The sequence below is a fragment of the Bartonella sp. WD12.1 genome (assembly GCF_002022415.1).
Lineage (GTDB): Bacteria > Pseudomonadota > Alphaproteobacteria > Rhizobiales > Rhizobiaceae > Bartonella.
Window position 1 is genome coordinate 1,651,455 of sequence record NZ_MUBG01000001.1, and the last position, 22,237, is coordinate 1,673,691.

At 38.1% G+C, this 22,237-nt stretch carries 10 protein-coding genes, 1 tRNA gene and 2 pseudogenes; 8 read left to right on the plus strand and 5 right to left on the minus strand.

The window, feature by feature from the left end; all coding sequences use genetic code 11:
* The first annotated feature begins 75 nt into the window (after positions 1–75).
* The 5 genes from BWD121_RS07370 to BWD121_RS07390 all read left to right on the plus strand — a co-directional run bounded on the left by BWD121_RS07370 (position 76) and on the right by BWD121_RS07390 (position 4,380).
* On the plus strand, positions 76–984 hold the full coding sequence (locus BWD121_RS07370) for a metal ABC transporter substrate-binding protein (protein ID WP_078663984.1): 909 nt from the start codon (positions 76–78) through the stop codon (positions 982–984).
* The gene (locus tag BWD121_RS07375) at positions 981–1,811 is read left to right on the plus strand and encodes a manganese/iron ABC transporter ATP-binding protein (RefSeq protein ID WP_078663985.1); all 831 of its coding nucleotides are present in this window, start codon (positions 981–983) and stop codon (positions 1,809–1,811) included. The genes BWD121_RS07370 and BWD121_RS07375 overlap by 4 nt, the downstream gene beginning before the upstream one ends.
* Positions 1,808–2,662 carry a metal ABC transporter permease gene (locus tag BWD121_RS07380; protein ID WP_078663986.1) on the plus strand — a complete coding sequence of 285 codons (855 nt, stop codon included), beginning with the start codon at positions 1,808–1,810 and terminating at the stop codon, positions 2,660–2,662. The genes BWD121_RS07375 and BWD121_RS07380 overlap by 4 nt, the downstream gene beginning before the upstream one ends.
* 7 nt (positions 2,663–2,669) lie before the next feature.
* Positions 2,670–3,581: a metal ABC transporter permease gene (locus BWD121_RS07385; protein ID WP_078663987.1), complete on the plus strand. Its 912-nt coding sequence runs from the start codon at positions 2,670–2,672 to the stop codon at positions 3,579–3,581.
* A gap of 388 nt (positions 3,582–3,969) precedes the next feature.
* A complete protein-coding gene (locus tag BWD121_RS07390; RefSeq protein ID WP_078664103.1) occupies positions 3,970–4,380 on the plus strand; it encodes a YbaN family protein in 411 nt (136 codons plus the stop codon).
* Between the two features lie 379 nt (positions 4,381–4,759).
* Here the strand turns inward: BWD121_RS07390 and pncB are convergent.
* The 5 genes and pseudogenes from pncB to aroA all read right to left on the minus strand — a co-directional run bounded on the left by pncB (position 4,760) and on the right by aroA (position 18,797).
* Positions 4,760–6,063, minus strand: a pseudogene (gene pncB / locus BWD121_RS07395) (nicotinate phosphoribosyltransferase).
* Positions 6,064–6,178: 115 nt separating this feature from the next.
* Positions 6,179–14,770: a glucoamylase family protein gene (locus BWD121_RS07400; RefSeq protein ID WP_078664104.1), complete on the minus strand. Its 8,592-nt coding sequence runs from the start codon at positions 14,768–14,770 to the stop codon at positions 6,179–6,181.
* A 216-nt stretch (positions 14,771–14,986) separates the two neighbouring features.
* A complete protein-coding gene (rpsA, locus tag BWD121_RS07405; protein ID WP_078663988.1) occupies positions 14,987–16,687 on the minus strand; it encodes a 30S ribosomal protein S1 in 1,701 nt (566 codons plus the stop codon).
* Between the two features lie 140 nt (positions 16,688–16,827).
* Positions 16,828–17,472 (minus strand): (d)CMP kinase, encoded by a 645-nt coding sequence (gene cmk, locus BWD121_RS07410; protein WP_078663989.1) that lies wholly within the window; start codon positions 17,470–17,472, stop codon positions 16,828–16,830.
* Positions 17,469–18,797, minus strand: coding sequence for a 3-phosphoshikimate 1-carboxyvinyltransferase (aroA, locus tag BWD121_RS07415; RefSeq protein ID WP_078663990.1), 1,329 nt, complete (start codon positions 18,795–18,797; stop codon positions 17,469–17,471). The genes cmk and aroA overlap by 4 nt, the downstream gene beginning before the upstream one ends.
* Before the next feature lie 187 nt (positions 18,798–18,984).
* Here aroA and BWD121_RS07420 point away from each other — a divergent pair.
* From BWD121_RS07420 to ilvD, 3 genes and pseudogenes are all read left to right on the plus strand, one after another.
* Positions 18,985–19,366 (plus strand): annotated as a pseudogene (locus BWD121_RS07420) (TIGR02300 family protein).
* A 123-nt stretch (positions 19,367–19,489) separates the two neighbouring features.
* Positions 19,490–19,565: transfer RNA gene (locus BWD121_RS07425), tRNA-Ala, on the plus strand.
* Positions 19,566–20,320: 755 nt separating this feature from the next.
* Positions 20,321–22,159, plus strand: a complete 1,839-nt coding sequence (gene ilvD / locus BWD121_RS07430; protein WP_078663991.1) for a dihydroxy-acid dehydratase — start codon at positions 20,321–20,323, stop codon at positions 22,157–22,159.
* Positions 22,160–22,237: the final 78 nt, after the last annotated feature.

Sequence of the window (22,237 nt, forward strand, 5' to 3'; positions counted from 1 at the left end):
GATAATTTCTCGTTGCAAAGGTGAAAATTAACTGTTAATTGATAATGCAAATCATTTGCAATAGAAAGTAGATCGATGAAAGTAAAAGCGTTTTTTACTGCATTTTTTTTAGGTTTAATCTTTTTAATTCCTAACTTAGCTTTGAGTGCTAACAAGTTTAAAGCTGTTACAACGTTCACTATTATTGCTGATATGGCACGCAATGTAGCAGGTGATGTTGCTGATGTTGAATCCATTACTAAACCAGGTGCTGAAATTCACGAATATCAGCCTACACCGCGCGATCTTATGCGTGCGCAAGGCGCCAATCTTATATTGTGGAATGGGTTAGAATTAGAGCTTTGGTTTGAAAAATTTTTTCAAAATATTAAAGATGTTCCAAGTGTTGTTGTTTCAGAAGGTGTTGTACCCATCGCAATTGGCGAAGGGCCTTTTAGCGGTAAACCGAATCCTCATGCGTGGATGTCACCGACTTTAGCTTTGATTTACATTGATAATATTCGTGATGCCTTTGTAAAGTATGATCCTGAGCATGCTAACATTTATAAAGAAAATGCTGAAATCTATAAGCAGAAGATTCGTTTAAGTCTTGACCCAATCAAAGTTGAATTGGAAGCATTGCCAGAAGATAAGCGTTGGCTTGTGACCAGTGAAGGTGCGTTTAGCTATTTGGCTCGTGATTTTGGTCTAAAAGAGCTTTATTTATGGCCAATAAATGCTGATCAACAGGGAACACCACAGCAAGTTAAGCATGTTATTGATATGGTTCGCAAATATCATATTCAAGTCATTTTTTCTGAAAGCACCATTTCTGCTGCACCTGCCAAGCAAGTTGCAAAAGAAACAGGCATTCGGTATGGCGGTGTTCTTTATGTTGATTCACTAAGTGAAAAAGGCGGTGAGGTTCCAACCTATATTGATTTGTTACGTGTTACGAGTGCGCGTATTGCCCAGGGGTTATCTGAAAGGGTGAAAGGTCAATGATCGAATCTGGAATATCTGTTCAAGATGTAACGGTGATTTATCGTAATGGGCATATGGCTTTGCGCGAAGTAAGTTTTGAAAATCCAGTTGGTTCGATTGCAGCATTGGTCGGGGTTAACGGATCAGGAAAATCAACGTTATTTAAAGCTATTATGGGATTTGTACAGCCTTCAAAAGGAAAAATTCGCATTTTAGGTTTACCGGTTAAAAAGGCTTTAAAACAAAATCTCATTGCTTATGTGCCTCAAAATGAAGATGTTGATTGGGATTTTCCTGTTCTTGTTGAAGACGTTGTATTGATGGGGCGGTACGGTCATATGAATTTTTTTCGCTATGCACGTGCGCAAGATCGCGAGGCCGTTTGTTCTGCTTTAGAGCGTGTCGATATGTTGGCGTTTGCTAAACGCCAAATTGGGGAGCTTTCTGGTGGACAGAAGAAGCGTGTCTTTCTAGCGCGTGCTTTAGCACAGGAGGCAAAAGCTATTTTATTAGATGAACCATTTACGGGGGTTGATGTTAAAACGGAAGATAAAATTATTGCTTTGTTGCAAGACCTTCGTAAAGAAGGTGCGATAATATTAATTTCTACCCACAATTTAAGTTCTGTTTTTGAATTTTGTGATCGTACGGTTTTAATAAAAGGGACTGTTTTAGCTTCTGGATTAACACAAATGGTTTTCACGCAGAAAAATCTTGAACGAACTTTTGGTGGTGCATTACATCGTCATAATCTTGATTTCCAAGGTGGAAAAAAAGATAATATTTTTGCAGATGGTGAAGAGCCTTTATTTTTTGACTACAATCAAGAGCGGAAGAACGTTTCATGATGTCTTGGTTGCTTGAGCCATTCAACTATCAATATATGGTTAATGCAATGTGGGTCTCAGGGTTAGTTGGGTGTGTTTGTGCGTTTCTTTCGGCTTTTCTGATGTTAAAGGGCTGGTCGTTAATTGGTGATGCACTTTCTCATTCGATTGTGCCTGGGGTTGCTGGGGCTTATCTTTTAGGATTGCCTTTTTCGCTTGGGGCTTTTTTCTCTGGTGGGGCTGCAGCAGCGGCGATGTTATTTCTTAACCATCGGACAAAACTGAAAGAAGATACGATTATTGGTTTAACTTTTTCCTCCTTTTTTGCTCTTGGATTGTTTCTCAAGTCATTAAAACCAATGGCTGTTAACATTGATACAATTGTTCTTGGAAATGTTTTGGCAATTAGTGCATCGGATATTGTGCAGTTAGTTTGTATTAGTGTTTTATCTTTGTTGATATTATGTGCAAAGTGGAAAGATTTATTAGTTTCTTTATTTGATGAAAGTCATGCACGTGCTCTTGGATTGAATGTAAAGCTATTGAAAGTTCTCTTTTTTACGCTGCTTGCCGCTTGTACTGTTGCTGCTATGCAAACAGTAGGAGCTTTTTTGGTTATTTGTCTTGTGGTGACGCCAGGGGCTACGGCTTATCTTTTAAGTGATCGCTTTGTGAACCTTTTGATAATTGCAGTAGTGATTGGAACATTTACGAGTGTACTGGGTGTTTATGTGAGTTATTTTTTAAATGCACATACCGGTGGTGTTGTTGTGCTTTTCCAGGCGTTTCTGTTTATTATAGCTTTTATTTTTTCTCCAAAATACGGTTTTCTCGCTGCCCGTTTGCGCGTGAGAGTGGCAAAAAAAATGTGATAACAATATGATAGATCAGTTACTACTCCCTTTTCAGCTTTCTTTTATGATTAAGGGTATGGCTATTACCGTTATTTTGTCCATTCCAATGGCTATGCTTTCTTGTTTTCTTATTTTAAAAGGGTGGGCGCTTTTAGGAGATGCGATTTCTCACGCAGTTTTTCCTGGTGTGGTTGTTGGTTATATGACAACACCGTGGGTGATAACATTTTTAGCCTCTTTGCCGTTTTCTTGGTTTCATCATCTACATCCCGCTAATGTTACGATGATTTTAATTGTTTTTGGTGCTTTCGTTGCTGGTATGATTTGTGCCATCATGACGGGTTTTTTAGGGAGCAATAGCCGTATAAAACAAGATACGGTCATGGGTGTTGTTTTTTCGTCTATGTTTGGTTTAGGGCTTGTTCTAGCAACGGCAATTTACAGTAATTTGGATTTAAATCACATTTTATTCGGTAATCTTTTGGGTGTTAATTGGCTTGATATTACGCAGACAGCAATAATTTCTATTATCGTCACTTTAATTTTAGGGACAAAATGGCGTGATTTTATGCTGTATATTTTTGATTCGATTCAAGGGCGTGCAATAGGATTACGAATATCAGTGCTCCATTATGCTCTGTTAACAATGATTTCTCTCACAATTGTTGCGGCTTTGAAAGCAGTTGGAATTATTTTAGTTATTTCTTTGTTGATTGCACCAGGAGCAATTGCTTACCTTATTACTAAGCGGTTTTTCTCTATGCTTTTGATTGCTGTATTGGTTGCTGTTTTTTCTAGTTTTTTAGGAATTTATCTAAGCTTATTTATTGGTTCTGATTCTGCTTCTACGATTGTATTGATTTTGACACTAATTTTTACCGCTGTTTTTGTATGGATTTTTGTTCAACAGGCTACAACTCGGGAAACGCAAGTGTAATAAATATTTGCATAGCAGCCATGCATTTTTGTATGTTGTTTTAAATTTTTCTTTTTATTAAATGGGAGAGTGCTAGGTTATTTTCCTCCTAATGTCTAGCCGATGGATGCAGTATTTTCTCCTCCCAACACTGCATTCGTAATTAAGAGGCTGCATTGATTTATCATGCAGCCTTTTTATTTTTTAGATACTAAAAGCTTCTTTTCATTTCTTGAAAACTTTTAAATGATTATCATATTGCATAACTATCCTACAATTTTAAGCAATGATCATTGTTGAAAATATACTTGTTGGTAAAGAATGTTCAGTAAAATTATGCGTTAGAAGATATAAAAGGCAAAAATTTTACGTCATGATATCTGAGTAAGAGAAGAAACAGCAATAAATGATAGAAAAAGATTTTAAGATATCTCGCCCTTTACGAGTTTTTTATTCTATATTGGGCTGGATGATGATTGTATTAGGTTTGATCGGTGTTGTTTTACCTATTATGCCAACCGTACCTTTTTTATTAGTTGCTTCATGGTGTTTTGCCCGTTCATCACCACGGTTTCATTATTGGTTGCATAATCATCGAATTTTTGGTCTTCCCATTAAGCAATGGGAAGAAAAGAGAATCATCTCACCTTTTGTTAAAATTTTTGCTGTGGTGAGTATGATTGGTGGTTTTTTATTGTTTTTAATAATTGTACACCCTGCTTTATGGTTTGCTTTATCAGCTGCAATTCTTTTGTTGGTGATCGCTATTTATATTGTGACACGCCCATCCTCATCTACGTCATCATCATTATCAAAATAAAAAATTTTATTAATTAAGTCTGTCTTACACTTTTCTTGTTTTGTTGAGACTATTTGCAGAAAATTTTCTGACTAAAAAACATTTAGGATAAAGTTTTATCTATTGATATCAATATGCACATTAGCTGTTAGATTTTCTAAAGTAGTACATGGCATGTTTGCTAGATGAAGTATACGCTTGTTGTGAAAAGTTTATTATCAATAGAATTGTGCGTGGAATGCTTTATTGGGTGCTGATCAGATCATTTTAACAAGCAATAAGAGGTCATCCATGGAATGATATTATTTTTGCATGTTAAGAGAAATAGAAATAATATCTGCTTGGGTTGGGTAATGATTTATTTCATAGTTGGTTTCTTTTTTATCCAATCAGTTAATGATTAAATCTTGATGGGTTTAGTAGTGGATAGTTCAGGATTAAAAAAATTCAAATAACGTTGTATTTCTTGTGGATCTCCAATAGTTTTTTCAGGATTATCTGAAAGTTTTACAGTTGGTCGACCATTAGCATGAGTGGCTTTGCAAACAAGGGACGCAGCTTCAAGATTTGCAATCTTTTGGGGTGCACAATTTTCAAAATCATTGGTGAGATTAGTTCCCCACCCAAAACTCATGCGTACTTTACCATGAAAGTGATAGTAGGTTTTTTCAATCGTGTCTACATCTAGCGCGTCGGAGAAAATCAATAATTTCTCTTGTGGATTTTTTCCTTTTTCTTGCCACCATTTTATAATGCGTTCACCTCCTTCAATGGGTAGAGCACTATCAATTCTAAAACCTGTCCAGTCTGCTACCCAGTCTGGCGCGTTGCGTAAAAATGTTTCTGTTCCAAAAGTATCAGGTAAAACAATCAAAAGATTTCCATCATAGTAGCGATTCCAATTTTGTAGAACTTGATAAGATGCTTGGCGCAAGTCATTGTCATTATTAGCAAGGGCTGCGATAACCATAGGTAATTCGTGCGCGTTTGTTCCAAGAGCTTCTAAGTCTGTGTCCATTGCTAGAAGGATATTGGAAGATCCAACCAAAGAATTGTCAATTCCTTCTTTTAACGCTTCGACACACCAACGTTGCCATAAAAAAGAATGGCGACGTCTAGTGCCAAAATCAGCGATGTTAAGATCAGGCAATTGTTTCAGGCGTTCAATTTTACTCCACATTTTTGCTTTAGCACGGGCATAAAAGACATCGAGTGCAAAACAATCAAGATTTTTCATTGCAGCGCGTGAACGTAATTCACTAATAATAGAAAGGGCAGGGATTTCCCACATAGAGCTATAAGCCCATGGACCATGGAAATGTAGAATATATTGACCATCTTTGTGGGTTAATTCGTATTCGGGTAGTTGAAATTTTTCAAGCCAATGAAGAAAATCCGGTTTGAAAATTTGTTTGCGTCCATAAAATGTATTACCAGCAAGCCAGATTATTTCTTTTTGGTAAAGCGTAAACTGAGAGCATGATCAAGCTGAGCACGTAGCTCACCTTCATCAATATCATTAGCAAGACAAATTGTTTTACTGCGGTTTATAAGTGAGAAGGTGACATGAACATTTGGGTAAAGTCCCCAAATCATTTGCACCATAAGCAGCTTATAAAAATCCGTATCGAGAAGTGAGCGAATAATGGGATCAAGTTTCCATGTGTGGTTATAAACGCGTCTAGCAATATCTGTATGATTCATGCTCCTGTTCTTTCAGTTGAGTGAAATCTAAAAATTGTTGCATATCAATATAATCATCAAAAAAAATGTAAAAACTATAACAACTTTATAACTGTGAACAATATAAAAAAGCTTTTCATTTTTTGGGAATTGGAGATTTAAGAGTACGTATGATCTCATGAACACCTGTTTTTTGTAATTCTATACCTGCATTAATGTTGGTATATTCCTTTCTGTTAACACTGAGTGTATCTTTTGAAGCCCATTTAACTTTAATAGTATAAACGGCTTCATAAAATTTCATTTTTACTTCGTATTCAGGCCAACATGAAGGCAAATGTGGACGTAAAAATAACTGATTGGCTTGGATGTGAATCCCAAGAATAGTTTCTGTCGCTGCACGATAAAACCAGCTTGCTGAACCCGTATACCATGTCCAACCACCTTGTCCTCGATGTGGTTCAACAGCATAGATATCTGCGGCCATGACATAAGGTTCAACACGGTAAATTTCAGGATTTTGACCATGGGTGATAGGGTTTATCATGGAAAATAAGTTATACGCTTTGTCTATTTCACCTATTTCTGCAAGCGCTATAATACTCCAAATAGCACCATGGGTATATTGTCCACCATTTTCTCGAATTCCAGGTGGATACCCTTTAATATAGCCGGGTTCGAGAGTGCTTTTATTAAAAGGTGGCCAGAAAAGACGAATAAGCCCACCTTGTTCATCGCATAAGTGATCAAGCATTGACATCATTGCTTGTTTTTGGCGGTTGGGAGATGCCATTTTAGAAATTACAGCCCAAGATTGAGCGATGGCATCAATTTGACATTCAGTATTTATTTGAGAACCAAGAGGGGTTGCATCATCAAAAGAACCACGTCGATACCAAGCGCCATCCCAACCATTTTTTTCCAGAGCTTTTGTTAAACGTTTAAGGTGTATGCTCCATGCTTTTACGTGATTATCGTCACCGCGGTTTTTAGCAATGGGAATGAATGCTTGTAATGTGGTGCCAAGAAACCAGCCCAACCAAATGCTTTCGCCTTTTCCTTCCACGCCCACTAAATTCATACCATCATTCCAATCACCACCTAAAATAAGTGGGAGACCGTGTGAACCGCAACGTTTGATAGTAAGATCTAAAGCTAGGGCACAATGTTCATAAAGTGTTGCAGTTTTGGACGATTGTGTGGGGTGGAAATAAGCATCATGTTGTCCCGTTTTGAGAGGAGCTCCTTCAATAAAAGCAATAGGAGTATCAAGAAGTGTATGTTCACCAGTAGTATTAACATAAAGGGCTGTTCCATAAGCAAGCCAGACTATGTCATCAGAAATGAGTGTGCGAACACCAGCGTTAGTGTCAGGAAACCACCAATGTTGTACATCACCTTCAGTAAATTGACGGGCTGCAGCACTTAACAATTGTTCACGCGCTAATCGTGGTTTAAGCAGTAACAAAGATAAACTATCTTGTAACTGATCGCGAAAGCCAAATGCCCCACTGGCTTGGTAAAAAGCTGCACGTGCTATCATGCGGCATGCATAGATTTGGTAAGGAAGCCAATGATTGACCATAATGTCAAAGGAGGGATCAGGCGTTTTAACTTGCAAAGGAGAAACAAAATCATTCCATTGCTGTTTTTGTTGTGCAAGAATAATTTGAAAATCATCTATGCGCACTTGATCCAGCAATTTTTCAGCTTCTTGTTTATTTTCAGCACTGCCGAGATAAAAGATGATCTCTTTTGTTTGACCCGGTAATAGATAAATATCATAGGCTGATGCTGAACAAGGATCACGGCCTGCTTCTACTGTATTTGAAAGTTCTTCAGCTTTGTAAATGGCATGAGGGTGTTTAACTGTTCCTGTTGAACCAATAAACTCAGTGCGATCAGTTGTAACACTGTTTGGTATTTCGGATGCTGATAAAAAAGTGACTTGTTGAGATCTTTCGATATGATAGGGATTTTGAATAAAATGTGCACCGCGTTTGGAATCGTAAGAAGGAATGATAAAGGGAGTGTATTTTGTACGTGCATTACCCAAAACCCACTCAACGTAATTATAAAGACGTAAGCTGCGTGGTTTTTTGCTTTCATTTTTGATAATAAGGCGCGAAAAACGAACAGGTCTTTCTCGATCGATCGTATGGGTAAGTTCTAATACAATATCGGAATGTGTGGATTTAAAGGTTGAAAATCCAAAACCATGGCAAGCTTCGTAAACAACACTGTCATTACATTCGACAGCAGAGACTGGAGAAAAACGTTTTAAAGAAAGACGATCAACAAGATACAGTGCTTCTCCTGGACGATTGGAAACAGGGTCGTTGGTCCAAGGGGTTAAGTGATAATCACGACTATTGTTAGCCCAGGTGAAGATTGCACCTTCAGCTGATACGTGAAAGCCAAAATTGTGATTAGCAACTACATTAATCCATGGCTGTGGTGTAGTGCTATGTCCATTGAGATGCACCACATAATGATTATGTTGATTAAATCCCCCATAACCATTCCAATAACGCAGGTCTTTTCCATTGATAAGAGGAGATGATTGTTTTTGTTGACCGATAATATCAATAGAAGCAGATGGATTGTACCCATCTTGTGTTTCTACTTGTCTTTTTTTATCATGTTTGTTGTGATTTAATTGGTAATTAAAATCTTGTCTATTATTGCGAGTTATTAGATCGAAATCAATATTTTCTGTACATTTAAGCTGTTCAGATAAGGAACCATTTTGGGCATGAAGTATGATGCGGGCTGATGCAAGAAGTGTATTGAAACTTTGCTCATTCATTTGATCACGTTGAAGAGTGAAAATGTGTTTATTTCCATTCATTTCGTTGGCATGACGACGATAGGATTCACATGTCCATTCAATAGCGCGTTGAGTGTCTTGTATGTAAGAAAATGCCTGTTCATTCAAGACAACCATATCAACAATTAATCCTCTCATACGCCAATATTCATGTGCTTTAAGCAGGTCGCGTAATACAGTTATATTCGTTTCACTATCAATTCTGAGAAGACAAATAGGATAATCTCCTGAGATGGACATTGGCCAAAGATCAGATTGTTTTCCAAGAGTATTAGCGAGCCTTTTAGAGGGAAGACGCCATGTTCGGTCGGGATATATAAGTGGTGTTGCATATTTTTGATAAGCAATAGCTTCTCTGGGACGGATATTGTTTTGAAATAGTGAAACTTGCGAGCGTGTCCATGTTATAGAAAATTCCCGCTGAAACATATTAGGTTGCCGATAACGTTCAATATGATTTTGCAGCGTTTCTTTTGAATGAGCAGCAAATGTCCAAAAAATAAGTTCTCTTTTTTCATGTGCTGGAATTTTTAAATAACAGCGGATTGAGATAATCGGGTCAAGAACACAGCCTTGCCGATTACTAAAGTGGGCATTTTGATCAAATGCAGCTGGACGATGAATAGATCGACCACGACCAATAAAAATATAACGGTCAGTTTCAGCTTCTGATTTTGGAATAGTTCCAAATGGGTCAGTGACAAAATGAGCAATATGAATATCCGGATCACTAGGGGCACGTTTGCGCCTTTTAGCAAAAATCGTTCCACCTGAATCAGCAATTTCTGTTTCTACAAACATATGTGAAAAAACAGGGTGAGCACAAATACTATCCATAGTTGCTAGTGCTAATTCACCATAAGACGTCACTTCAATAAAGCGATCTTTGTTGGTTGTATTTATAAGCTGAAGGCGCCTGCCTTCACCATCACCTTCTGATGCCACAAGACATTCGAGCGTTGATTTTATACCATCAACCATTTTTGTATATTCAGCTTTTTCATCTGTGAAGATGGTGGCTGATTCTTCTTCGACAATGCGTGTTGGCTCACCGGTGACAGACCACCAGCGTCCATTGTGTGCATCACGTAGGAAAAACAAGGTACCTTGCTGATCTTCTGATGCATCAGGGATAAAGCGCGTGATAGCGTAATCATGCCAACGGCTATAGCCGGAACCATTAGCTGTTAGCATTGTGGAATAACGACCATTAGATAAGAGCAAAGTTTCACGAGGTTTTAAAAGCGGGTTTGTGATAGTGCGCAAAGGGGCATCATCAAATTCTCCAGAGTCATTGCGCATTGGGTTGGCAACTTTGGTGTGAATGATAGGAATTTGACGGGGGGCTCTTTCTTGTAATAATAATTGTGTAGCTTCAATGACGGGATCACGATGAAAACGATTACGCATCCGTCCTTCAAAAATGACATTATTGATTGCAAGAATTGACATGCCGTGATGGTGCGCATAATAATTACGCACGATAGCATATTGTTCTCCCTTTGGTACACGCGAGGGAGTAAAATCAATAGAATCATAATATCCATAGGCTCCTAAAGCGCCAAGATCACGTAAACGTTTTAAATTTATGAGAGCCTGAGTTGGCATATATTGTGCAGCTAAAATGCTAGCGTAAGGAGCAATAACGGCATTACGTGATAAACCGCGTTGAAGCCCAAGACTTGGAGCTCCAAAATTGGAATATTGGTAATTCATTAAATGATCGCGGGCATTAAATGCAGCTTCTGAAATACCCCATGGCAGTCCCCGTTTACGGGCGTATTGTATTTGATGGTGAATAATCAATCGATTAGTTTGATCCAGTATGGATCCTAAGGGTTCATGCATGACCAGAGAAGGCATAAGATATTCAAACATAGATCCTGACCATGATAGTAAAGCTCCTTTCCAACCAATTGGGATGAGTAAACGGCCAAGATGAAACCAATGTTTGAATTTTATATCGCCTTTGGCAATGGCGAAAAGACTTGAGAGACGCGCTTCTGAAGCTAGAAGATCATAACAACTTTCATCAAGTTTATTTTCTTGAACACGATAGCCGATAGATAAGAGCTGCCGGTCAGGTTGTTCTAAAAAATCAAATTTCATATCAAAAGCTATTTGTCGTGCTTTTGTCGCTAAAGTATTTAATTGTTTGCGCAGTTTTTCTGTATCATAGTCATAGGTAATATCGTGGTGATGTGCTTCACAGGTTTCTACAAGACATTTAGCCCAAGACAACGCGTGGGCAGATTCTACAGTTTGAATTTTTTTATCAAGTTCCTCTATTAAGAACGTAATATCACGAGCTAAGAGTGGAAGATTAGTAGTGCGGAGAGTTACAGTTTCTGTCTTTTCTTTGAAAATATTGATGACACGACGAAAGTGAGCAATGCGTTCTTCGATCTGTTGGTATAGGGAGCGTGAAAAATGCTGATTATCAGGAATCTCTTTTAAAGTTTCTTCAAGAATATCACTAACATCAAGTAAACCTTCTGGATCACTTTGTAAAAACATGTCAGGTGTTTCAGCCCATTCACTTAAAGCCGAAGAGAGTGTCACTAAATGACCGGCAAGATTGCCTGAATCCACTGTTGAAACGTAAGTTGGCAATAGAGGTTTAAGTGTGTCTGTTTCATACCAATTATAGAGATGTCCACGGAATTTTTCCATTTTTTCAAGGGTACTTAATGTACGCTTGATGTGTGTAATAGCATCTTTAAAACTAATCCAACCAAAATCACGTGCGGCAATAGTAGAGAGAAGATAAACTCCAATATTGGTGGGAGATGTACGCTGAGCAACAAGGGGTTCGGGATCTTCTTGAAAATTATCGGGTGGCAAATAATTGTTTTGCGCATTGACAAAAGTTGCGTAATAAAGCCACGTTCGTCGTGCAATACACCGAAGTGCTTTTTCATCTTCTGAGGATATATCAAGCATATCTTGAAATGTTGCTGGTTGACTTACAATCCACGCGATGAGTGGTGAGAAAAACCAAACTAGTCCAAAGGGCAAAGCAATGAAGATTGTCGGGCTACAGAAGGATATAGGTAGCGCTATGGCTATAGCGCCAATCAGTGATGCTGGCCACATTGTAAAAATATAGAAGCCTAAACTATTGGGGATTATTTTTGTTGCAGCCGAGGTTTTCCATTCAAGGAGATGTTGTTTTGAAATCAGCATGCGATAGAAAGTGCGGATGATTGCATCGGTTGTAAAATAAGCTGAATGAGCAATAAAAATAGTTTTCAGGAGTATTTCTGCTGTCGTTGAAATAATACTGCTCAAAATTAATTGCAGCTGTCCACGCAAAGAATAATCAAGACTAAATAGCATAAATGCCTGAAACATACCTAGAATTGGGGAAATAAATAGACTGAGCAGCAAAAATATTTGCCAGATGGTTGCTATCTTTAATGGTAAAATAGACCATCCCATGATTGCTGCAATTAGCCATATAAGTGGTGTGAGAGAACGGCGTAGATTATCTTGGATTTTCCAACGATTCATAAGATTAATTTGACTGCGCTTAAACAGATAAGGCAATAATTGCCAATCACCACGAATCCAACGGTGATGACGAGCAACGTCAATATTATAAGCTGTTGGATAATCTTCAATTACCTCTACATTACTTACGAGTGCTGCGCGTGCATAACTTCCTTCCAAAAGATCATGACTAAGAACAGTGTTTTCTTTGATTTTTCCACTAAGTGCTTGTTCAAATGCATCGATATTATAAAGACCTTTGCCGGTAAAAGTTCCTTCTCCCCAAAGGTCTTGATAGGTATCAGAGACAGCAAAGACATAAGGATCAATTCCACGATTAGTGGAAAAAATTTGTTGAAAAATTGATGTTTCTTTTCCTGTTGTAAGAGAAGGTGTAATACGTGGTTGTAAAATGCTGTAGCCTTTTACAATTGTTCCATTGTTGGGGTCAAAAACGGGATGATTGAGTGGGTGGTTGAGCTTACCAACAAGTTTAGTAACTCCTTCAGGGGTTAAACGTGTATCTGAATCCAGGGTCATAACGAAACGACAATCTAGAGGAAGGCGTGGATCTGGAGTGTAAAAACTCGTATTTTGATTTCCTCGTAGTAAAAGGTTGAGCTCATGAAGCTTACCACGTTTACGTTCCCATCCCATCCAGCATTTTTCGCTAGAATTGTAAAGGCGTCGGCGATGAAGAAGGAAAAACAAAGGAATGTCATCACGATGATAGCGGCGGTTAAGTCTAGCTATGCTCTCTTGTGCATAATGTAGCAAATCAAGATCATCTTGTGTTTCTTCTAATGAAGAATCTGCCCAGTCTGTGATTAACGCAAAATGAATAGCACCGTGCGGGTTAGAAAGATAATGTACTTCAAGATTACGCACTTGTTCATCAATATAATCATATGATGTAATTAAAGTGGGTACGACAACCATTGTACGTGCGTTTTTAGGAATCCCCTTTTTATATTCATAACCAATGAGTTGATTTGGTGGGATAAACCACGAAACAACAGTATTAAAAAAAGAAAAAGAAGCTTCCATGGCAGGAAAAAGTGCCAGAGCGGTAAAAGTAAGGCTTATCCATGGTGGTAGATTGGATATTTGTAATAGAGTATAAGTTACAAGCAAAAGAATAAGCGTTAAAATAGAAACAGGAATTGCAATTGTTCCTACTTTTAAGCGATGGTAAGCACGTATCCACCTTATAAAAAGGGATGGGGTGTATCCACAAGCTTTTTCAAAGGCATAACGCCCGTTGTCAACAAGGTGCCAGCCAATAGAAGAATTATTTTGATGAGCGTCATCTTCAAGAAAGATTTGCGTCATTTCTACGGCTTTTTGCGTAACTTCCAATTCACTGAGTGGAGAACGGTGTGCGATTTTTTCAATCACTCGTCGATAGGTATTACGTGAATGAGAGTCGAGTTCAGAAAAATCACTGTTTTGATGCAGGATAGAGTCCACATAGCTAACAGTTTCAAACCACGTTGTCCAATCAATGTCATCAATAGTTTTGAGAGCACGAATAATATTGCCCATGGTCACACCGTCTTTTGCTTGACGGGCATGTTCATCAGCTGTTGCAATTTCTGGGTTACTGCCGTAATGATGCAATTGTTTTTCAAGCCAAGTCAGTGCCATTGTAACATCAACAGATGCACCTCGCAGACGATGAAATAAATGAGTTGAAAAGGTTAAATTAGCAGCGAATTTTTCATAAAGAGTAAAAAGATTGTGTAATTCAGTTTCATCTTTTGCAAGGGTAATTTTGTTAGCCACTTGATTGGCAAGGTAACGCATATGCTGTGCTTGCTCAATACGCAATGAAAGACGACGAACATTTTCAATTAAAATCATACGAATAACAGAAGGCAAGGCCCACAATTCGCCAATTTTAAGGTTACATACTTCCTGAAAGCCATTAACTATAGCTGTAAGGGTTTCTTGTGAGAAACTGCTATCTGTATGGGCAATATAAAGCCAGGTTAAAGCAAAAATACGTGGGATTCCTGCTTTTTGTTCATCAAGAGAGAGCTTCTTAGTGAGAGTTTTTGGAAAATTGCAGCATAACTGTTGTATGGTTTTGTCAATGGTATAATGATTATCAATAAGCCATTGAGCAGACGGTGCTATAGTTTCATTGTTACGTGCAGCAACATCGCTAATGTGGAAAGCATGGAGGATAAGTTTAGCGTTTTCAGTCAGTCGTTTGCGAAAATCACTCTCTTCCTTGTATTCAGGAAGAAAAATTTTTTCCCCCAAAGCTATATCATGGCCTAATTTGTAAAGCTCTTCTTGCGATTTATCAGTTGAACGAATAGGGAAATCGGTTTCAGAAAAGTAACAAATTTCTGTTTTTTGAGAAGAGAACCACTTCATGAAAAATAGTGTGGGTGCCATAATATTCTTTGCCATTCAATTATGCAAATTTCTTTTTATTTAATGAATTGTTAACATTTTATCCTAGTCATGAATGGTTAGTGAAGAAAATAAGTTTTTTATTGAAACATATTTATTTTTTTGTCAGACCGCTGAAAAGTCAAGAAAATGTTTCCAGCAAAAGACAAAAAAGACCGCTCAAAAATATAAGCGGTCTTAAGTATTAGTTATTGATTATCAATCTTGTTCTTGCTTTTTTAAGGCCACACCAAGAATGTCACCAAGAGAAGCACCAGAATCTGTTGACCCATATTGTGCTACTACTTCTTTTTCTTCTGCAATTTCCAAGGCTTTGATGGATACTGACAGTTTCCGCGTTTTTTTATCGAATGTGGTGATGCAAGCATCAACTTTTTGTCCAATAGCAAAACGTTCAGGGTTTTGTTCATCACGATCACGGGCCAAATCAGAACGGCGAATAGTCGTTTCAAGATTGTGATCAATTAATTTCACATCAATGCCATTTTCATTGATTCCAGAAACTTCACAGGTCACAATAGTACCTTTACGCAATTCACCAGAGGCTACTGCTTCCCCAACTTTATCGCAAGAAAGTTGCTTAATTCCCAAAGAGATGCGTTCTTTTTCAACGTCAACATCAAGAACAACAGCTTTAACAATATCGCCTTTGTTATAAGTCTCGATGACTTGTTCACCAGGACGGTTCCAATCAAGATCAGATAAGTGTACCATCCCATCGACATCACCTTCAAGGCCAATAAAAAGACCAAATTCTGTCTTATTTTTAACTTCACCCTCAATTTGTGAATTTACAGGAAATTTATTAGCAAAAGCCACCCATGGATTTTCACATGTTTGTTTTAAACCGAGGGAAATACGCCGTTTAGAAGCATCGATTTCAAGAACAACAACTTCTACCTCTTGTGATGTGGAAAGGAGTTTTCCAGGATGGATATTTTTCTTCGTCCAGCTCATTTCAGAGACATGAATTAATCCTTCAATTCCTGGTTCAATTTCAACAAAACCACCATAATCAGTGATGTTCGTAACAGCACCTGTAATTTTCTTACCAACTGGATATTTGTCACTAATACTATCCCAGGGGTCATTTTCAAGTTGTTTCATCCCAAGTGAAATACGGTGCGTATCCTGATTGATACGAATAATTTGAACTTTAATAGTTTGACCCATTGTAAGAATTTCAGATGGGTGATTAATACGCCGCCATGCCATGTCGGTGACATGCAAGAGGCCATCAATTCCACCAAGATCAACAAAGGCACCATAATCGGTAATGTTTTTAACTACACCTTCAACAATTTGATTTTCTTCAAGATTTTGAACGATTTCTGAACGCTGTTCAGCACGGCTTTCTTCTAAGACGGTGCGGCGTGAGACAACAATATTACCACGACGGCGATCCATTTTCAAAATTTCAAAAGATTGTGGATTGTGCATTAAAGGTGCAACATCGCGGATAGGACGAATGTCAACTTGGCTGCGGGGCAAGAAAGCAATGGCACCATCAAGGTCGACTGTAAATCCACCTTTAACTTGGCTAAAGATAACTCCATCCACACGCGCACCGGCATTGAATTTTTCTTCAAGGCGAGTCCAGCTTTCTTCACGACGGGCTTTTTCGCGTGATAAAACAGCTTCACCCATCGCATTTTCGATGCGTTCAACATAAACTTCAACTTCATCACCAGCTTGCAAGGAACCGTCTTTACCTTTTGTGCCAAATTCCTTAAGTGGAATACGTCCTTCTACTTTAAGACCAGCATCGATAATGACCATGTCTTTTTCAATTGCAATGATACGACCTTTTACAACAGATCCTTCAGTAAGATCATTGGTTTGAAAGGACTCCATTAAAAGAGCTTCAAAATCCGCTGTTGTGGGCTTATATTGTGACATAAGAACTCCTAAATATATACCTTTATTATAAAAGGTATAAGCGCTGGGTTAGTGTTAATATGAGGTAATTCCATGATTTCTTATCTTTAATACAGGAAAGAAAAGCTAGCGCTGAGCTGGAATCACCAGGATGATTTTGTTTAACTAATATGGGCTTTTATGACAGGATCAATAAAGGTACACATAACTGTTAATGCTTCTTCTATACTCAATTCTGACGTGTCAAGCAAGTGGGCGTTTTTTGCTGGTTTTAAAGGGCTTTGTTTGCGGGTTAAATCACGTATATCGCGCTGTTTAAGATTAGCAAGGATCTCATAATAATCTGCTTGTGTTCCTTTTTTTAAAATTTCTTGATAGCGGCGTTTTGCACGTGTTTGAGCATTTGCAAAAACGTAAAATTTTATATTTGCATCAGGGCAGACGACAGTGCCAATATCACGGCCATCAAGTACGCTGCCTGGCAGAGTTTTGGCAAAATTGCGTTGTTTTGCAACAAGAATTTCGCGCACAGCCGGTATGGTTGCTACTTTTGAAGCTGCTTCACCAATTTCATGAGAAGTGAGAAGATTTGGATCTAAAGTGTTAAAATCAAGCTTTGTGGCGTATGTGATAGCACTGGTTTCATCATCAAGAGGCAATCCTTTTTGTAAAAGTACATAAGCAACACCGCGATAGGTTAGACCAGTATCTAAATGGTGAAGATGATAATGGGTTGCAATTTTACGGGCTAATGTTCCTTTACCAGAGGCTGCTGGGCCATCAATTGCAATGACAAAAGGTTTCAAAGAATTTGACCTCCAAGTTGACGCATTAAGGGAATAAACTCTGGAAAGCTGGTGGCAATCATTCGTGTATCATCGATGGTTACAGGTTTTTCTGATGCCAATCCAAAAATAAGAAAGCACATTGCAATTCTATGATCAAGATGTGTTGTAACACATCCACCTCCTAGACCTTTTGTTGAGTTTTTCCCATGGACAATAAGGAAGTCTACGCCTTCTTCACAATCTACGTTGTTGATTTTTAATCCTTGGGCAATAGCAGAAAGCCTGTCTGATTCTTTAACACGCAATTCTTCAATCCCTAGCATGGTTGTTTTACCTTCAGCAAAGGCTGCTGCTACTGCTAAGGCGGGATATTCATCAATCATTGATGGGGTTCGCTCTTTAGGTACGGTTACGCCTTTTAATACTGATGATCTGATACGTAGATCGGCAATATCCTCTCCGCCTGTTTGGCGTTGATTTAAAAAATCAATCTTAGCTCCCATTTCCCACAATGTTTGGATAAGACCGATTCTAGAGTTGTTTATGAGAACATTTTCAATAATAATATCAGAATCTTCCACAAGAAGAGCTGCAATAAGTGGAAAAGCAGCAGAGGAAGGGTCTCCTGGAATATCTATAATTTGTCCAGTAAGGTGTGGTTGACCATTCAGGTGAATAAAACGTGTACCTTTTTTGTCTGTCTCTATTTCAAGTTCAGCACCAAATGCTTTTAACATTTTTTCTGTGTGATCTCGGGTGATGATTGGTTCAATAACAGTGGTAATACCGGGCGTATTAAGACCTGCAAGAAGAATTGCTGATTTAACTTGGGCAGAAGCCACTGGTATACGATAACAAATCGGGCTAGCCATTTTAGGACCGTAAAGTGTTAAAGGCAAATGATCACCGTATATTTTTTCAACTGTAACGCCCATTAAACACAAAGGATCAAGGATACGTTTCATTGGACGTTTAGACAGAGAAGAATCACCGATAAAGGTTGTTTTCATATGATAAGAACTGACCATTCCCATAATTAAGCGAGCGCTTGTTCCAGAATTTTTAAAATTTAAAGATGTTTGCGCTTGCAAAAGGCAGCCGTTTCCGGTTCCTTGAATGACCCAGAGATTATTTTCCTTACAAATATGGGCACCCATAGCTTGCATAGCAGCAGCTGTTTGCAAAATGTCATCGCTTTCAAGAAGCCCGTGAATACGTGTTTCACCATTTGCAAGTCCCCCTAATATGAGAGATCGATGAGAGATTGATTTATCGCCTGGTATTTTGATTGTACCAGAAAGATTGGTAGATTTTTGAGCTGTTGCGGGTATTGCGTTTTGCATAGAAGCTTTATTTAATTTTAATCTAAATTTTACAAAATTAAGTGTTCTTTAGCACACGCTTTAATAAGCGTCATGAGAAAATCCGTGTGAAACGATGCATTTATCTTTGACAAATACATTGTTTTTCGCTTAAGCACCTTAAATTCGTTTTTAAATGAAATTGTAGCTAACCAAAGAGGCACGGTCCATGGCAAAACAGGAACTTGGAACCAAACGTGTTGACCCGGAAACGGGAAAGAAATTTTATGATCTTAATCGTGATCCTATTGTATCACCTTATACAGGGCTTTCTTATCCGCGCTCTTATTTTGAAGTTGCAGCCGCTGAAGCCAGTAGCGAAGAAGAAGTTGACACTGAAGAGCTAGATACAGCACTTGAAAAGTCTGCTTTTATGTTGCTTGGAAGAAGATGTTGACGATTCTAAGGATGATGATCTCCCTATTTTGGAAGATGATGATATGGATCTCGGAGATGACGACGATACATTTTTATCGCACGCTGAAAGCGATGAAGATGATGATGTGACCGATATTATTGGTGGTAGTGTTCCAGACGATGATGGTACTTAAAGAAAATGAGAAGATTCAGTATTGTTTTGTTAAAACAAATTCTTCTTGATCTTCGATTTTTCTCGTTTTAGGAATCTTGTTAGATTGTTAATCTTCCTTTTGGGAAGAGAGGGTATCTTTTATGGGGCTATAGCTCAGCTGGGAGAGCGCTTGCATGGCATGCAAGAGGTCAGCGGTTCGATCCCGCTTAGCTCCACCAAAAAGGTCGGGGTATTTTTCTCAATATAATGCAAATATTTGGAAAGAAGATTGATACATCGGTTGAGAGGCACCGCGGTTTTCGTGATAAATCTCTTTTTTAAGAGGTTTATTCAATAAGTGTGTAATATGTTTATCTTGCACTCATTCATTCTATGCCTTTTTAGATTTTTAACAGCCATAAAACTGAAAGTTTAATAAAAGCAAAGTAAAATAAACTATTCATTAAACAAAAGTTCTATCATTGCTCGAAGGCATTACAAAAAAGCCATTGATTGGATTATAGCCTGTAATAAAAGATTTCAAGAGTAGCGTAAAATTAGATCCATAAACTGGAAATAATGCTAACTTCATGATTCGTAATGCGCAGCACATACTAAAATAGCAATGGAATTAGTTTGTCTTCAAAAAAAATAATAAAATCAATGCATTATGCATTATAAATTCATGATTTAAATTTTTATTCATCATAAATTCAATTAATATTAGTTATTGTTATTGTCTGATTGTGCTTTTATTTTGTTCTTGTAAGTTATTGTTATATTTAAGTAAAATTAAAGAAGTAGTACATAGGATAATCTTATTAATTATGGACAAATAACAGCTATTGAATTGAATTTTGTAAAGAATATTAATCTTTTAGAGATTCAAATGCTTCAGTAGAATAATATTATTTTAGCACTAAAATTCTTGTCTTTATAATTGGGGTTCAGAACAAACAGAGAAGAATTTTTAAATTATTCAAGGAAAAAAATAATGCCTTTTTATCGTTCAAGGACATCAACTCATGGACGCAATATGGCAGGGGCTCGTGGTCTTTGGCGTGCAACAGGGATGAAAGACACGGATTTTGGTAAGCCCATTATTGCAATTGCGAATTCTTTTACACAATTTGTGCCAGGGCATGTACATTTAAAAGATCTTGGGCAACTTGTTGCGCAAGAAATAGCTGCCGCTGGTGGTGTTGCAAAGGAATTTAACACTATTGCTATCGATGATGGGATTGCTATGGGGCATGATGGAATGCTTTATTCTTTACCTTCTCGTGAAATCATTGCTGATTCTGTTGAATATATGATCAATGCTCATTGTGCAGACGCTCTTGTTTGCATTTCTAATTGCGACAAAATTACGCCTGGCATGTTGATGGCTTCTTTACGGTTAAATATTCCAACAATTTTTGTTTCAGGTGGCCCTATGGAAGCGGGCAAGATTACATGGAAAGATCAGGATATTACTGTTGATTTAGTTGATTCAATGATCGTTGCAGCTGATGATCGTAATTCAGAGGAAGAAGTTTCTGAAATGGAACGCGCCGCTTGTCCTACATGTGGCTCTTGTTCAGGCATGTTTACTGCCAATTCTATGAATTGTCTTACCGAAGCATTAGGACTTTCTCTTCCTGGAAATGGATCAATGTTGGCTACACATGCAGATCGTCAGGGGCTTTTTGAAGAAGCAGGCCGACGTATCGTTACATTGACAAAACGTTATTATGAACAAGACGATGAGACAGTTTTGCCGCGTTCTATTGCTTCACGTAAGGCTTTTGAAAATGCAATGATTGTAGATATTTCCATGGGCGGATCAACTAATACTGTGCTGCATCTTTTAGCAGCAGCACAGGAAAGCAAGGTGGATTTTACCATGGCTGATATTGACCGTCTTTCACGCCGTGTTCCTGTTTTATGTAAAGTTGCACCTGCTGTTGCTAATGTTCATATGGAAGATGTTCATCGCGCTGGTGGTATTATGGGGCTTTTGGGTGAATTAGATGCAGCTGGACTTATCGATACATCAACTTACACGGTTCATGCAAAAACGATGAAAGAGGCTCTGTGTCGATGGAATGTGAAACAAACCAATGAAAAAAGCATTCATGAATTCTACCGTGCGGCACCAGGTGGTGTATCAACACAGGTAGCTTTTAGCCAAGCATCTCGTTATGATACTCTTGATCTTGATCGTGAAAGAGGTGTCATCCGTGATATTGCGCACGCTTATTCACAAGATGGAGGTTTGGCGGTTCTTTATGGGAACCTTGCACAAGATGGTTGTATTGTGAAAACGGCAGGTGTTGATCAATCGATTTTAACTTTTAAAGGTCCTGCACGGATTTTTGAAAGTCAAGATTCAGCTGTTTCAGCAATCTTAGCTGATAAAATTAAGCCAGGTGACATTGTTTTGATCCGTTATGAAGGTCCACGCGGTGGGCCTGGAATGCAAGAAATGCTCTATCCAACTAGCTATCTTAAGTCTAAAGGATTAGGAGAAGTTTGCGCGCTTGTAACAGATGGTCGCTTTTCGGGAGGGTCTTCAGGGCTTTCTATTGGTCATATTTCACCAGAAGCTGCTGAGGGAGGCACAATTGCTTTAGTGGAAGAGGGTGATATCATAGAAATTGATATTCCCAACCGTATCATTCAATTGATGGTCGATGACATTGAGATTATGCGCCGTCGTGCCAGGATGGAAGAAAAAGGAAATACTGCTTGGCAACCAGTTGAAGAACGTAAGCGTAAAATTTCAAAGGCTCTAAAAGCTTATGCAGCTATGACCACTTCTGCTGCTAAAGGTGCGGTTCGTAGTATTTGATTAAAGTAGAAAATTCAATTTAATATAGAGAAGATTTAGAGTTAAGGGATGAAATCAGTTTACACTTATCTATAAATT